The sequence below is a fragment of the Bacillota bacterium genome (assembly GCA_013178305.1).
GTDB lineage: Bacteria > Bacillota > Sulfobacillia > JABLXB01 > JABLXB01 > JABLXB01.
This window is the reverse complement of sequence record JABLXB010000001.1, coordinates 1022941-1038477: the sequence shown is the minus strand read 5'-3', so window position 1 is coordinate 1038477 and position 15537 is coordinate 1022941. Positions and strand designations below refer to the sequence as shown.

10 protein-coding genes and 2 pseudogenes are annotated in these 15537 nt (G+C 60.2%); 9 read left to right on the top strand and 3 right to left on the bottom strand.

What is annotated here, in order from left to right:
- Positions 1–42: 42 nt before the first annotated feature.
- Complete coding sequence (locus tag HPY55_04845; GenBank protein ID NPV69965.1) at positions 43–1590, bottom strand: amidohydrolase; 1548 nt, start codon at positions 1588–1590, stop codon at positions 43–45.
- Between the two features lie 53 nt (positions 1591–1643).
- Positions 1644–3062 (bottom strand): YfcC family protein, encoded by a 1419-nt coding sequence (locus tag HPY55_04840; GenBank protein NPV69964.1) that lies wholly within the window; start codon positions 3060–3062, stop codon positions 1644–1646.
- A gap of 414 nt (positions 3063–3476) precedes the next feature.
- Here HPY55_04840 and HPY55_04835 point away from each other — a divergent pair.
- Together HPY55_04835 and HPY55_04830 are read left to right on the top strand one after the other, a co-directional pair.
- A pseudogene (locus HPY55_04835) lies at positions 3477–3830 on the top strand (HTH domain-containing protein).
- Between the two features lie 48 nt (positions 3831–3878).
- Positions 3879–4247, top strand: a pseudogene (locus HPY55_04830) (PRD domain-containing protein).
- 33 nt (positions 4248–4280) lie between these two features.
- Here HPY55_04830 and HPY55_04825 read toward each other — a convergent pair.
- Positions 4281–6476: a PAS domain S-box protein gene (locus tag HPY55_04825; GenBank protein NPV69963.1), complete on the bottom strand. Its 2196-nt coding sequence runs from the start codon at positions 6474–6476 to the stop codon at positions 4281–4283.
- Positions 6477–6744: 268 nt separating this feature from the next.
- Here HPY55_04825 and HPY55_04820 point away from each other — a divergent pair, with 268 nt between their 5' ends.
- The 7 genes from HPY55_04820 to HPY55_04790 all read left to right on the top strand — a co-directional run bounded on the left by HPY55_04820 (position 6745) and on the right by HPY55_04790 (position 15527).
- A complete protein-coding gene (locus HPY55_04820) occupies positions 6745–8166 on the top strand; it encodes a sigma 54-interacting transcriptional regulator (GenBank protein ID NPV69962.1) in 1422 nt (473 codons plus the stop codon).
- Positions 8167–8297: 131 nt separating this feature from the next.
- Positions 8298–9404 (top strand): alanine dehydrogenase, encoded by a 1107-nt coding sequence (locus HPY55_04815; protein ID NPV69961.1) that lies wholly within the window; start codon positions 8298–8300, stop codon positions 9402–9404.
- Positions 9405–9443: 39 nt separating this feature from the next.
- Positions 9444–10955, top strand: a complete 1512-nt coding sequence (locus HPY55_04810; GenBank protein ID NPV69960.1) for a sodium:proton exchanger — start codon at positions 9444–9446, stop codon at positions 10953–10955.
- A 240-nt stretch (positions 10956–11195) separates the two neighbouring features.
- The gene (locus tag HPY55_04805; GenBank protein ID NPV69959.1) at positions 11196–11864 is read left to right on the top strand and encodes a GntR family transcriptional regulator; all 669 of its coding nucleotides are present in this window, start codon (positions 11196–11198) and stop codon (positions 11862–11864) included.
- 57 nt (positions 11865–11921) lie between these two features.
- Positions 11922–13127, top strand: a complete 1206-nt coding sequence (locus tag HPY55_04800; GenBank protein NPV69958.1) for an aminopeptidase P family protein — start codon at positions 11922–11924, stop codon at positions 13125–13127.
- Between the two features lie 5 nt (positions 13128–13132).
- Complete coding sequence (locus tag HPY55_04795) at positions 13133–14122, top strand: asparaginase (protein ID NPV69957.1); 990 nt, start codon at positions 13133–13135, stop codon at positions 14120–14122.
- A 31-nt stretch (positions 14123–14153) separates the two neighbouring features.
- Complete coding sequence (locus HPY55_04790) at positions 14154–15527, top strand: amidohydrolase family protein (protein NPV69956.1); 1374 nt, start codon at positions 14154–14156, stop codon at positions 15525–15527.
- Positions 15528–15537 lie beyond the last annotated feature (10 nt).

Sequence of the window (15537 nt, the reverse complement as noted above, 5' to 3'; positions counted from 1 at the left end):
TCGGAGACCTGCGCGATAACCCCCGCAACGCCCTCCGGGGTTTCAGTAGTTGGCCTCATACACTACCTTGCCTCCGACGATTGTCATCTGGACTGTTATATCTTTCAACGAGTCAGTATCCGCGGTAAACGGGTTCTCCGCCAGGACCGCAATGTCCCCGAGCTTGCCGGGCGTAATAGTGCCTTTAGCGCCCTCTTCGAAAGCCAGGGCTGCCGCATCCAGCGTGAAGAGTCTCAAAGACTCGAACACGCTCAGGCGCTCCTCGCAGTGGGAGTGGTTTACGGCGCTGTGCACCCCCAGCATCGGGTTGATGGGTGTTATGCTGGAGTCAGAACCGCCCCCGACCAGCAGCCCCGCTTCCAGCAGCGTTCTCTGCGGGTACGCCCTCTGAAACCTCTCGGGGCCGAGCCTCACCGGCATCATCGTGTAGCTGGTATAGAGGTCAAACGCGGGCTGGATGCATACCGCGGCGCCAATCCTGGCGGCACGCTCTATCTGATCGTGTGTGGGCACACTGAAGTGTTCGAAGCGGTGCCTGTGGTCGGGTCTCGGGTACTCGCTTAGCGCCTTCTCATATGCCCTCATCAGCTGTTCGATTGCGCCATCCCCTATTGTGTGCATTGCGATCTGAAGCCCCGCCTTGTTTGCCCTGGATACGAACTCCTGCACTTCTTCGTCCGAATAATACAGGATACCCTTGTGGCCGGGCGCATCCGCATACGGCTCGAGAAGCGCCGCAGTTCGCGAGCCCAGGGACCCGTCGACCGTGATACAGCCCCCAACGCGTTTGAGTCCGCGTGCCGCGATCTTGTCAAGTTCCATTATCTGATGATACAGGACTGTCCTCAGGGGGAGCTCGTCCTGGATGTCAAGCAGGGCATCGACATCCTTGTCGCTGAAGAGGCTGCCTCCCTCCAGAGCATGGACGGTGGTGATTCCGACCCGGAGAGCCTTGCGTGCGGCAAGCATGAGCGCCCTGCGGCGGGCATCGTTGTCAAGCAGGACTTCGACAAGTCTCTTTCGTGCGTAGCCGTTGGCCACTGCGAATAATCTGCCCGTGAAATGCCCCTCGGAGTCCGTTTCAACTCCTTCTGTCCCGCCAGGCACCTCGAGTAGTCTAAACGCCGTCGAGTTGACGAGGCAGGAGTGGGCGTCGATCCTGCTGATGAACGTGGGCTTTTCGCCTGTGACTGAATCGATCTCCGCGAGCGTCGGATGGCGTTTTTCCTCGAGTCTGGTCTCATCGTAGCCGTATGCGCGCAGCCATTCCCTACCAGGGAGCGAGCCAGCCCTGTCCTTGATGACCGAGAACAGGGCCTCAAGATTACGCGTCCCTGAGAGGTTGAGCGCGGTTTCGTCGAGGCCGGTCTGCATGAAGTGAACGTGGGCATCGATGAAACCAGGCAGCGTCACCCTACCGCCGAGATCGACTACCCTTGAATGCTTCCCGATGACACCGGCGGACTCAGGGTCGTCCCCGACCCAGATGATCTTCTCCCCGGCGATCGCCACCGACTTCGCCAGCGGCAGCCGCCAGTCCATCGTGACCACCCGGCCGTTAACCAGCACGAGATCGACGTGCTTGTTCATACAATGCACTCCCTCAGAGAGAACTGATTTCGACACCGGGCCGTTGTGGTGACTCAGAAAGGTCCGACCCCGATCATCTGGGCAATTACGACAAGCGCGGCCGCGAGCGCATGCCAGATGAGCATGAGCGGGCCGGCCCACCTCGCCCACCTGTCATAAGGGATACCTCCCGCCATGGCGAGGCCGGCCATGGTTATGGCGGACGTGGGCCAGTACCAGTTGGTGAAACCATCGCCGAACTGGAAAGCAAGTATAGTTACTTGACGGGGTACCTTCATGATGTCCGCCAGCGGGAGGAGTATGGGTAGCATGGTTACGGCCTTGCCGCTCGCGGAAATGACGAAGACGTTGAAGAACGCGGTGATGAGGAATATGCCCAGCGCGACAAACGCCGAGGGCTGGCCTTTGAGCATCGTGGCAAGGCCGTTGACTATGCTGTCGAGTATCTGGCCCTTCTCCATCACGACGAGCACCGATCGCGCAAACCCTATGGTCAGCGCCGCCGGGATTATCGTCTTGGCCCCGGCGGCGAAGTGCTGAGCCATCTGATCGGCGCTCATCCCGGCGAGTAACCCGCTCAATATGCCTATCAGGATGAAAACGCCAGTAATCTCCTTGAGATACCAGCCGAGTTTGGTAGTCCCGTACGCTACGGCGATGAACCCCACGGCTACCACGGCCAGAATGAGTCTGTGCCTGGCTGTGAAGTCCGTTACCGATCCGAGGTCGACCTTTTCGGCTTTGGCTTCAACGTCGGCGACCAGGCTCAGGTCGGGGCGCCCCTTGATCCGCCGCGCATACCTGGTGATGTAAACGATACCAATGCCGGTGAAGAGCACGTATGAGACCATCCTGAAGTCGAGCGCAGAAAACAGTGGGAGCCCCGCAAGCGCCTGGCAAATTCCAGTGGTGTAGATGTTGAGTACGCCCGATGTAAAGCCGGCCGCCCCTCCGAGCAATACGATACCCGCGCCTACCAGCGCGTCGTATCCCATCGCCCTGGCGAGCGATACCCCCAGCGGGACGAATACCAGGTTCCCCTCAGCCCACCCGAGGAAAGCGCCTATAGCCGAGAACAGGATCGTGACGCCGATGAGGATGAACGTCTCTTTCCCCTGAAACGCCTTCATCAAATACGTGATGCCGGATTTGAACGCCCCTGAAGCGGTAACGATCTCGAATGCCGCACACACGAGCACAACCAGCATCATGATGTTTACCGCTGCTTCCATTCCTGAAGGGATCGCTACGAAAAGGTCGAGGATTCCGATTGGGGCCTGCTTAACGGCGTGGAATGAATTCGGGTCTACCACGGTTCGTCCAGTGGCCGCGTCTTTGACCCTGTTGAACGCACCTGCCGGAATCAGATAGGTCCCGATGGCTACCAGTACGAGTATTACGAAGATCAGGGTGTAGACGTGCGGAACCTTCACCCTCTCGAGGAACCCTTTTCGCGCTTTGTCCTCAGTCATACAGGCACCCTCCTTCTGCTTTGTTGGTGTTCTTGACCCGGTTTGGGTCAATAATATCTGCTATCTTACAGTTTAGCAGTAGCTGGGGCACGTGACATTGGCCCGGGAACCCAGTCTGCGTGGGTGCGCTATAGACCCCGTGTACAAAAGCCGACGGACACGTCCTTTAGCCCGCGTTTTGCACATGTTTTGGGGAAGTATTCTGGCCGAGCCCGCCAAGAGGATTCACAACCCAATCGCGAAAGTGATCCGACGCATGATGCGGTACGCACCGGGCAAGCACTCTGGCTGGAGGAGAGAACCGTGATAGTATCCCTCAACGCCCGCGCCATTGCAGTGCTGACCCACCTGCTTGAAGAGAAGCGCCCTCTTGCCGTTCGCAAGCTGGCTGCCAGAGCGGGTTGCAGCCCGCGAATGATCAGGTACTACCTGGATGACATCAGGTGCTGGCTCCGGACCAGGGGTCTCGAACTGCAGCGCAAGGGGCGCACGGGTGTTTGGGTAAAGACGAGCCCGGGGACGTGTGCGGCTCTTCTTAATGAGTTGTCACAGAGCAATTCCTACGGGTTCAAGTTCTCCGCCGACCAGCGCCGCAGCGTTCTTGCCGCCGTACTGCTACTATCGGAAGACTACAAGACGTCCACCGAGATCGGCGAAGTAATAGGAGTCACCAGAACCACGGTCCAAGCGGATCTCAGACTTGTGAAGCAGGAGCTCGCAGCCAGATACGGGCTGAAGGTGGACAGCGCCCCGGGACGGGGAGTTCGCGTGGTAGCTCCGGAGACCACGGTCCGGCAAGCGGTAGCGGACATCCTCATGAAATCCGCTATCGAAGATGTTGTGAAGTTTCTGGCTCACATCGAGGCGGCCCAGTCCCATTGCGCCTGGAACACCGAGAGGAACGCCATTTTGCTTGCGCCCGTCTTTGCCGAAATGAGCTCGGAGAGCCTCCGCTTCCTGAAGTCCCAGGTCCTCTACGCGGAATCATCGCTTAACCTTTCTTTCAGCGACACCGCCCGCATCGCGCTCCTGACTCACCTGGCTATCGCCATCTGGCGGCTCAAAGATGGCAAGGTCATCGACATGGCCCCGGAGCAGGTCGAGGACCTGAAGATCACCCCAGAACACCGTGTGGCGACCGCTGTGGCCGAGCACATATGGTCAAAGTTCGGCCTTGTCATGCCGCGGAAGGTGCGGGGTGCGAGTGTACGACCGGTTTCACGAGGGAAGATGGACCGAAGGCTCGAGCGTGGTGGAAGACCCAGGCTCGAACATCTGGATAAACGCTCCGACCAGCGCCGGGTCGAACTGGGTCCCCGCACACCGCCTCAGCTCTTCCACGGCTTCCACGTGAGACATGGCGCGACGGTGCGCTCGGTTGCTCGTCATCGCATCGTAAGCGTCGACGATGGCCAGTATCCTGCATTCGAGCGGAATCTCTTCCCCTTTCAGCCCAAGCGGATAACCGCTGCCGTTCCACCACTCGTGGTGTTTGAGGATCCAGTCGGCGATGGGGGCGAGATCCGGCACCGAGTGTGCTATCCGGTGACCGATGTCGCAATGCCTGCACATCTCCTCCCATTCCTCCCGGGTTAGAGGGAAAGGCTTGAAGAGGATCCGGTCCGGCACTCCAACTTTGCCTATGTCGTGGAACTTGGCCAGGAGCGCGAGGCCTCCGGTCCTGTACTGCGGAAGGCCAATCACCGTGGCCAGTCCGGCGGCCAGCTCCTGGACCCTTTCGGCGTGCGTCAGCAAGCCCGCGTTCCTGGTCTCCAGGGTCTTCATAAGGGTCTGTACCAGGATGCTTCGCGTACTCTGGCTGCGCTGGAGTTTCTCCCTGTACATGTTGTTGTCGGCGTCCTTGAACAGGGCTTCAATATCCTCGCAGGACTCATCGTAGGCGAAACCTATGGAAACACTCAGGGCCAGCTCCGGCTCCAGCGCGTTGTGGAATTCAAATGCCCTTCGTATCCGGCCGCAGATCTCCTCGACGGTTGCCCTGTCGCAGTCGGACAGCAGTACGGCAAACTCGTCGCCGCCTATCCGCGCCACGATGTCGTCCTTCCGGACGGATTCCCTTATTACCTCGGCGATGGCCACGAGCAAAGCGTCGCCGTTCTTGTGGCCGAGTGTGTCGTTAACCAGTTTCAACCCGTCCGCATCGCAGACGATGATGCCCGTGGGAAGGGGCGTATCGCGCCCGCCCCTGGTTACCTGTTCGAAATATGCCCGGTTGAACAGGTTGGTGAGCGGGTCATGCAGGCTGAGATACGTCATCTCCTGCTCGGTACGCTTTCGTTCCGACACGTCGCGGACGATCGCGATGCGCATATGCTCGTTGGCGAGAACCGCGCTTTGCGAGCTTATCTCGGCGGGGAATACGCTGCCATCCTTGCGACGGCATACGGCCTCGAACAGCACGCTCTGAGCGTCGCTGCAACCTGAGGCCTGACCGGCGGCTCGGTCCGCCCCGCGATTCGAGCCTGGCCGCGCCGGCCTGAGGCCCGGCGGACTCGAGCGCTCGCCTATTATCTCGTCGACATTCATGGAGAGCAGCTCGTCCCGCGAGTAGCCGTAAATCTCCACTGCCGTCTGATTAGCCTCAAGTATCCGGCCGTCATCACCGATGAATAGGATTATGTCGTGAGTGTGCCGGGAGAGAAGCTCGTACCGCTTGAGGATGTCGTCCCCTTGCTTCCTTACGCTGTCGTCGAGAAGGACACCGCGAACCCCGACGGGCTTACCGTTTCGAATGATTGGGCTTGAAGCGACCAGCACGGGGAACCTCGCGCCGTCGGAGCGCCGCGCCCAGTACTCGCTGACCCCGATGCTCTCACCCAGCATGATCCTGCGAATGTTATCCTCGCACCTTGCGCGGTCCTCGGGGCAGATGAAGTCTATCGCGCGGAGCCCGCATTCATAGTCGTCATGCGTCAGCCCGAAGAGATCGTACGCCCGCCTGTTGCCGAAGACCACCCGCCCTTCCAGGTCGAGTTCGAAGACCACTTCCATCAGGGAATCGACCGTCTCCTGGTACCTTACCTCGCTTACGGCGAGCGCCTCGGACTTGAGTTTGTGCTGGGTTATGTCGACGACCTGGAACAACACCGCGCAGGAGCCGTCGAACACCGTCGGGCACATGGCGCCTTCGAGGAACACGCGGCGCCCGCTGCGGGTCACGATGCTGAATTCGTTCAGGCATTGCCCGGACTTGCTGTTGCAGAGAGCCTCCAGTTCAAGTCGCTCCTCCGGGTGCACCATGCTCAAAAAGGGAGTCCTGTAGAGTTCCTCCGCTGTGTATTCGGTGAGGTCGACCATCTTCGCGTTGGCGAGCCTCACGAAGCCCGCCTGAAGGATGAAGCTCGGTAGCGGCAGGCTCTTTATGACCGCGGTCGCCGCTGCTTCCGTACCCACTCCCTATTTCGCCTCCTGGAGCCAAAAAAGGCTGCTCAAAACATATACATCGACAGCAGTGGCCGCCTTGTTTACTACCCGGGGTCACGGCCCACGGTTCCACTCGCCTACCTTGCGCGTGCGCACACCCAAGAACAGGCGTAATGCCCTGCCGTGTTGCGCCACGCCGTGGCCGTGCAGAAGGAAGAACCCTTGCGGGAGAGAAGCATACGTGGTTGGGAAAGTGGTGCCGGTGAACCGGCACTAGTGCCGAAAGGTGGACGAAACGATGCGCAGGCGGAACGACCCTGTTCTCAACAGGTTCGAGTACATCGACGGTATCACCGTTATCGACCTTTCGGGGACGATACTCTTCTCGGTCAAGTTCAACCGGCGGCTGGCGGGGGACACGGGCAGGCTCGACGACATAGTCGGGATGCGACTGTTCGAGGCTTTTCCCAGCGTGACGGCCGAGAACAGCACGCTGCTGAATGCCATCAAACGGGGAAGGCCGGTGTACAAGCCGCAGCAAAGAGTCGTGGACCTGCGGGGGAACACGATAACGACGACCAACTGCACGTTCCCGATCAAGAGCGGCAACCGGATAGTCGGGGCGATCGAGATCTCGAAGTGCCTGGTAAAAGGGGACGACGAGAACCCGCCCGCCGACCTCCTCTGTAAAGCGATCCGCCGCAGCGCCTGGGCGTTGATGGACAGGAACCTGCAGCCGGACCGCGCCAGGTATTCGCTCGACGATATCCTGACGTCGAATCCACAGATGGTCGACCTGAAGGAGAAGGTGCGGCGGGTGGCCGCCGGCAGGTCCCCGGTCTTCATCGTCGGGGAGACCGGCACCGGGAAGGAGCTGCTGGCCCACGCGATACACAACGAGGGTCCGAGCAGGGAGAACCCGTTCATCTCACAGAACGTCGCCGCGATCCCGGATTCATTGCTGGAGAGTATCCTTTTCGGGACGGTCAGGGGGAGCTTCACCGGCGCGACCGACCTCCCCGGGCTGTTCGAACTGGCAAGCGGAGGCACGCTGTATCTCGATGAGATAGACTCCATGCCGCTTCACTTGCAGGCGAAGCTCCTGCGCGTGCTGCAGGACGGCTTCGTACGGCGGCTCGGGGACTCGCGAATGCGCCAGTTCGATGTAAGGATAATCGCTTCGTCGAGCCAGCCTCCCGGCGAGTCGCTGAGGCAGGGGCGCCTGCGTCCCGACCTGTTCTACCGGCTTAACGCCATAAACCTGACGATTCCGCCGCTGAGGGCGAGGCTCGACGATCTCCACCTGCTGACCGGCTGGTTCATCGGCAAACACGCCGAACTCGCTCGCAGACCGGTGACGAAGGTGTCGAGGGAGGTCATGGACCTGTTCAGGCTGTACGCCTGGCCGGGGAACGTGCGAGAGCTGGAGCACGTAATCGAGCACGCCATCAACATAATGCCCGAGATACAAGACGTCATGGAGGTCGAACACCTCCCCGAATACTTCAGGGAGTTCCCGCAGAGAGACGGCATTGAGACGGCGACCGTACACCCCCTGAAGGAGACCGTGGAGCTTGTAGAGCGCCAGCTAATCCGGAAGGCCATTAACATGACCGGCGGCAATGTATCCAGGGCCGCCAGGCTACTGAAGATCCCCAGGCAGACTATGCAGTCCAAGTTGGCCAGGTACAACATTGGGCCGGTGGTGCCGACAATCTGACATTTCAAGCGACCGATCACCGGGATCCTCGCGGGGGCCCCCCGCCTGAGCAGGGAGTATGCTTCCGGCACACTCCTTGCTCTTGTCTTTCCGGCGCCGGATACGGGTAGACGGGGAGAGGAGGATCCACATTGATCATCGGCTGCACGAAGGAAATCAAGAACAACGAGTCGAGGGTGGCAATCACGCCTGAGCAGGTGGAACTGTATGCAGGCGAAGGCCACGAAGTGATCATCGAAAAGGACGCGGGGACGAACGCCGGCTTCCCCGATAAGGAATACCGCAGGGTGGGAGCGGTCATCCGTGATGACATGAAGGAGGTGTACAAGGAGGCTCAGCTCATTGTTAAGGTCAAGGAGATTCTTCCCCCAGAATACGGCCTGTTGAGGAAAGACCACATCATCTTCACGAACCTTCACACGGCCCTCAACTGCGAGGAAACTGACGTCTTGCTGGAGAAAGGTTGCATCTCGTTCGCGGCCGAGGATACGCACCCGCAGGGGACTCCCAACTCGGAAGTCGCGGGAAAACTCGGCGCACTGATGGGCGTACAACAACTTCTCAGCACCAGCGGGGGGCCGGGCAAGCTGATCGGCGGCATCGCTGGGGTACCGGGGGCGAATGTCCTCGTGCTCGGGGCGGGTATCGTGGGGGTCAGTGCTCTCGAGGTACTGGTGAACCTTGGCGCAAACGTCACGGTCGCCGATGTGGACAGGCCCAGGCTCAGGGCGATCAAGCACGTGTTCCCCCACGGGCTCAACACCATGTTCTCCACGCCGTACAACATCAGGGGATGCCTCCCCCACGTGGACCTCGTGGTGAACGCGGTGAAGTGGCCCAAGGAGAGGACGGACCACCTCATTACCAGGGAAATGCTGAAGCTGATGAAGCCGAAGTCGATCATCGTCGACATTAGCTGTGACCGCGCGGGGGCCATCGAGACCTGCGAGCCGACGACACACGACAATCCCACCTTCGAGGTCGAGGGGGTGACCCACTACTGCGTCGACAATATCCCCGGAGCGGTGCCGTGGACGGCGTCGATTGCGTACGCCTACGCTATCTCCGCCAGGGTACTCGCCATCGCCAGCAAGGGGGTCGTCGAAGCCTGTCGCGGCGACCAGTGCATACTGAATGCTTTGACTACGTACAACGGCGTCCTCACGCACAAGGAAACGTCAATCGTTCAATCCAGGCCCTACACGCCGCCCGAGGTAGCTCTCGGATTGGCCGGGTGACTGCGTTACTCCGCCTCACTTAAAGGAGGGTGACAATCGATGAACTGGGGAATTCTCTCCCTCTTGCCCTCGGTACTGGCCATAGTGCTGGCAGTTGTGACGAGGAGTGTGACATCATCGCTTTTCATCGCGGTGCTGCTGGGGTCCGTAATGCTGAAAGATTTGAACCCGGTGGCCGGTTTCCTCAGCATGATCGAGGATTACTTCTTCAAGCAGCTCACTTCCACCGGTAACGCTCAGCTCATTATCCAGATGTCCATCATCGGCGGGTTCGTGGCGCTCGTGGAGAGGTCCGGGGGCGCCATGGCGTTCGGCAACTGGGCTACTCGCTGGGCCAACTCGAAGGCGAAGGCGCAACTCGCCGGCTGGCTGATGGGTCTCGTGATATTCTTCTCCGACTCGGCCAACTGCCTCCTGATCGGCCCCGTATTCAGGCCAATCTTCGACCGTATCAAGTGTTCGAGGGAGAAGCTCGCCTACATAATCGACTCGACGGCTTCGCCCGTGTGCTGCCTCATACCGTTCATAGGCTGGGGCGTCTACAACATGGGATTGATCGCGGAACAGTTCAAGGCGCTGCAGATCGCTCAGAGCGAGTGGGATGCGTTCGTGAGCGCGATACCGTACCAGTTCTACGCATTACTCACGGTCGTGGGAGTGGCCCTGGTGGCGATCTTCGGCCTCGACATGGGGGCGATGCTGGGCGCTGAGAAGAGGGTCCAGGGCGGGCAGATTCTGCGGCCGGGTTCCGCGATCAACCTCGACTCCGAGAAGCCCGTCCAGAGCGAGAAGCCGCCGAGACTCATCCTGATGGCGGCGCCGCTCATCACGATGATGGTCGTCATGTTCGCCATATTCGTAAGTCTAGGTTTCCCGACCAAGATCATGCCCGGCATGAAGATCCGCGTGGGCGTCACGTCCGGATTCCTCTGCGGTTCGCTGGTGGCGATGATCCTCGTCATCCGCGAGAAGGTCATGACCTTCCACCAGGCCGTCGGCACGTTCGTTGGTGGCATCAAGAACATGGCCGAGGTGCTCACGATACTCGTCCTGGCGTGGTCGCTGGGCGGTGTGACGCAGAAGCTCGGAGCAGCGAACGTGATAGTGGAAGCCGCGCGTGGGATTCTCTCACCGGCCTTGATACCCGCGATCGTGTTCATATTTGCCTGCATCGCGTCGTTTGCGACGGGCAGCTCGTGGGGCGTGTTCGCCATATTCATGCCTCTGGCTATCCCGCTCGCGCACGGCCTGGGTGGGAACGTGATAGTCACCATCGGAGCCGTGCTCAGCGGCGGTCTGCTCGGCGACCACTGTTCGCCGATATCCGATACGACAATCATGTCGGCGATGTCTGGCGGGGTTGATCTGGTAGACCACACGGTCACCCAGTTGCCGTACGCGTTGACCGCCGCAGCCGCGTCGCTCGTCGCGTACATCCTGGCCGGGTACGGGATGGGGATACTCACACTACCGGTCGCGCTGGTGGTGTATATCGGGTTCCTGTTCATCGCGAGCCGCAGCAAAAAGGCGTTCGGGAAGGTTGCTGGGTAGCGATATTAGCGTGAGCCCCCCCGCTGGCTATGGAGAATCGTTTAAGGAATTACCCCTGCTGACGCGCCGCCTTCTCAAGGGCGGCGCGTTCGCGATTATTGGCTTCTACCATTTGCCTCACCCGGCTCCAGAGTTGACACGCGCCCAAGAAGGAGTTCGCCAACTGCCGCCGAATACATGTGATACTATATGATATATTCTGCCTTCTGCCAGAGGTCTGCCAGAGGAGTGTGACCCTACTTGAAGATGGTTTCGGATCACAAGACCAAAGCCGACACAGTCTACGAGAGTCTCAGGGACGCCATCATCAGCGGTGAACTCGCTCCGGGGAACCGGGTGATCATCCGGGACGTTGCTGCGCAACTCGGCGTCAGCGAAATACCAGTCAGGGAGGCTCTGAAAAGACTCGAGTCCGAAGGCCTGATCGTCTCCACGCCCTATATAGGGGCACTTGTCAGTATACCCTCCCTACGGGAACTCCAAGAAATCATGGAAATCAGGGGATCGCTGGAATCTCTCGCGGCTGTGTCGTCCGCGAAAAACATGGCCGACGACGACATCGCAGAGCTTGTCCAGCTCCTTGGCGAGATGGAGAAATGCGCTGCTGAACAGCGGTTCTGGGATTACTCGAAGGTGGACAGGGAATTCCACCGTGTGCTGTGCGGTCGCTGTGACAATGAGAAGCTCATGAAAATGCTGGAGGATCTGTGGCGCCAGTCCGAGCGGGCTCGCGCCATTTTCAACGTCATGACGGTTTCGACGAAGGCATCTCTCGAAGAGCACAAGGAAATGCTCGAGGCGCTGCGGTCGAAGGACTACGAGCGCCTGGAAAGGGTGGTGAGGGAGCAAAGGGTCAGGGTCAGAGCCAGTCTCCAGAATTTCGCTGACAGGAACGGATCAGTTGTCTAGAGTCCGTGTCGCATCTCGATTATCACCCGTAGGCCGGGGCTAGAGGAGGTTTCCAGATTGTACTACGCGGTAGACTGGGTTGACAGGGTAGATTTTGCCTCAATGCGCCGGGGTCGCACTGAGCGGCTCAGGGCGATGATGAAGAAGCACGAGTTGGATGGACTCATTACCTTCAGGGCGGAGAACATCCGGTACATGACCGGAATGCGCCCCCTCTGGTGGCCGATCACGTTCATCACCCGAAACGCCTCCATCATGTCGCAGAAAAGCGGCCCGGCACTCTACGTTACGAGCGGCGACTGCAACAGGTGCCGCGCCACCATGACCTGGATGCCGCCGGAGGACATCCGCCCCTGCGGCTCGATGGAAGACCCGGGCATCACAGACTACATGGTCAGGGAGTTCGCGAAGACTTTCGCGGACATGGGCGTCGACAAGGGGCGAATCGGCGTGGACGCCGTTACGGTGGACATGCTCAACGCGATGAAGAGGCACCTGCCCAACGCGACGCTGGTCGACGGGGATGAATGCGTCAAAGAGGCGAAGACCATCAAGAACTCCGAGGAAATCAAGCTGATGAAGACGTCCTCGCGGTGCGCCGAGGTGGGAATGGAAACCGCGATCAAGTCCATCCGTGCAGGCATCAGGGAATGCGAAGTCCTCGGCGAGGTCATGAGGGTCTTCTACTCACTCGGAATGGAAGTCCCCCAGTGCAACCTCATTGTCACCTCCGGTGAGAATACCGCGCCGCTCCACAGGTTCGCGTCCGACAAGATGATCAGGCGAGGCGACCTCGTGTTCATGGACCTCGGCGGGTGCTTCAACGGTTACTTCTCCGACTTCACCCGTACGGTCATATTCGGGAAGCCGAACGACCAGCAAAAGCGGGTCTACGCGGCTGTGTACGAAGAGATGATGACGGTGCACGAACTTCTCAAGCCCGGTCACACCAATGAGGAGCTGAGCCGTGCTGCCCGCAACGTGATAAAGAAGCACGGGTTTGGCGAACACGGATTCCACGGAATCCTGGGCCACGGGATAGGAGTCTCCGGTTTCGAGGCTCCTCTCATTGGCGAACTCGCCGCCACGGGCGAGAAGGTGTACGAATTCCAGCCCGGGATGATCTTCTCGTGCGAGCCCGCCATCCTGGTCCCGGGCATTCCCGGGGGCGGCGGCGTCAGGCTCGAGGACACCATCCTGGTCACCGAGACAGGCAACGAAATCCTGACCAAGACGCCGTACGACGAGCTACTGCTCGGGTGAGACCTATGCCTGCTAAACCTGGGGTCCTGATAGTCTCGACCGGGGGCACCATCCTGTCCAGGTCCACCGGCAGTGAGGGCTACAAGCCCGCCGTGACGGGAGCGGAGCTCGTGGGCTCCATACCCGGCCTGCTGGAACGCGCCGACGTGCAGGTCCTGGAGTTCAGCAGCGTACTGAGCTTTGCGCTGGACCCTGACACGGTGGTCCACCTGATGAAGACTGTTCAGGACAGGCTGGCGGGCGACGAGACGGCCGGTGCCGTGGTTATCCAGGGAACGGCTACCATGGAGGAGACTGCCTACCTGGCGGATCTCCTCCATTCATCCGACAAACCCGTTGTGTTCACCGGCGCCATGTACAGTGCCTCGGAACCCGATAGCGATGGGCCGAGGAACGTCCTCTACTCCGTGATAGTCGCGACCTCGGAATACGCACGCGGGAAGGGCGTTGTGGTGTGCATGAACGGGGAGGTCCACGCCGCCCGCGACGTGGTCAAGACGCACAAGTCGGACGTCGGGGCGTTCAAGTCCCCCAACCTGGGCCCCATCGGACTGGTGAGCAAAACTGGCGTGGTATTCTACAGGGCCCCCCTGTTCAGAAGGGCGTTTTCGGATGGGGTCGAACCACGCGTGGACCTCGTGAAAGTCGTTCTCGGTTCCGATGCGAGGCTCCTTAAGGCTTCAGTCGACAGCGGGGCAAGGGGAGTTGTCATTGAGGCGTTCCCCGGTAACGGTGGGGTGACTCCCAGCATGATGGCGGCGGTCGAAGAGCTGCGGGCACGGGATTTCCCGATCGTGATGGCGCCCAGGTCAATCGGGGGCAGAACCTCACCCGGGGCCGGTGGAGGTTGTGGACCGGCCGACCTGGCCAGGTGCGGAGTGATTCTCGCGGGCGACCTCCCCGCCCAGAAGGCGCGAATCCTGCTTATGGTGGCTCTGGCAACCTGTCGCACGACCGCGGAGATCGGGGCGGTCTTCGCTTCATTGGCTCCGTGAATTCACGACGAGGGCGGGGTGTCCTGCTGCAATGCTGGACCTGGTGATAGAAAACGGGACCCTGGTCATACCTCGATCCGGTCTTGTGAGGGGCAACGTAGGGATCTCGGGCGGCAAGATCGTCGCACTCACGGACCCAATAGTGAACCTGACCGCACGGGAGAAGATCGACGCGGCCGGCAGGTTCGTGTTTCCGGGAGTGGTTGAGCCTCACTCGCACATCGGTATAGGCGCGGGTGAGCAGGACCTCGTGACCGAAACCCGCTCCGCTCTGTTCGGCGGGGTTACAACCATACTATTTTTCCTCAGGGAGCCGACGCCCTACGATGAGACGTTCGAACAGGTCAAGGCCGCCGCGGAGCAGTCGTCCTACACGGACTTCGGATTCCACATCGTCCTGTTAACAGACGAGCACCTGGCGGCGGTACCCAAGTACGTCCGTGAATGGGGCGCCACGTCCTTCAAGCTGTACATGACCTATCGCGGGGAAGAGGCCATGACGACCGGCTTCGGCGGCAAACCCTTCAATTGCCCCAGCCTAACCGACGGGTTTCTGCTCGACGCCCTGGAGAAGGTGGCGAAATTCCCCGAGGCCCTGGCTATAGCTCATTGCGAGAACATCGAGATCGTGAACCGTATCAAGGCCTGCCTGGTCGCACAGCAGCGGGATGACATGGAGGCATGGGCTCAGTCCAGACCCCCTGTTGCGGAAGCCGAGGCGATCAGAAGGATCTCGTTCCTCGCCAGGCATACGGGCGCCCGGCTGAACATCCTGCATTTGACCTCAAGAGCCGGTTTGGATGCCGTAAGGGAGGCGAAGACCTCCTGGAAAGGCATAAGCGTTGAGGTCTGTCACCCATATCTGGCCGTCGGCTCGTGCGTGATCCTCAACCCGGAGGCAAAGCTCCGGCCGCCGATTCGCGGCAAGCAAGACGCCGAAGCGCTGTGGGAAGGAGTGAAGGATGGAACGGTCGACTCCATCGGTTCGGACCACGTGCCGAGGAAACTCCAGGCCAAAATGGGGAGTGTGTGGAAACCGGCCGCGGGGGCTCCCGGCTCGCCCTTCCTGCTGCCCGTGATGTTGACGGAAGGCCACTTCAAGCGCGATTTACCCCTTCAGCGTGTAGCTGAACTCACTTCCTATAATGCGGCTGTGCTCTATGGCCTCCATCCGAGAAAGGGCGACATACGCGTCGGCTCGGATGCCGACCTGGTGATAGTGGACCTTGACAGAGAGGCCACCCTGTCGGTCAAAGACTACGACATGTTCAGCGACTACATTTTGTACGAAGGGATGAAAGTCAGAGGAGTCCCGACCGCGACCATCGTGAGGGGCGTCGTTGCCATGCGGGATGGGCGGGTCCTGGAAAAGCGCCACACGGCCGAATACCTTCACAGGGGGTGAAAGGGGACCT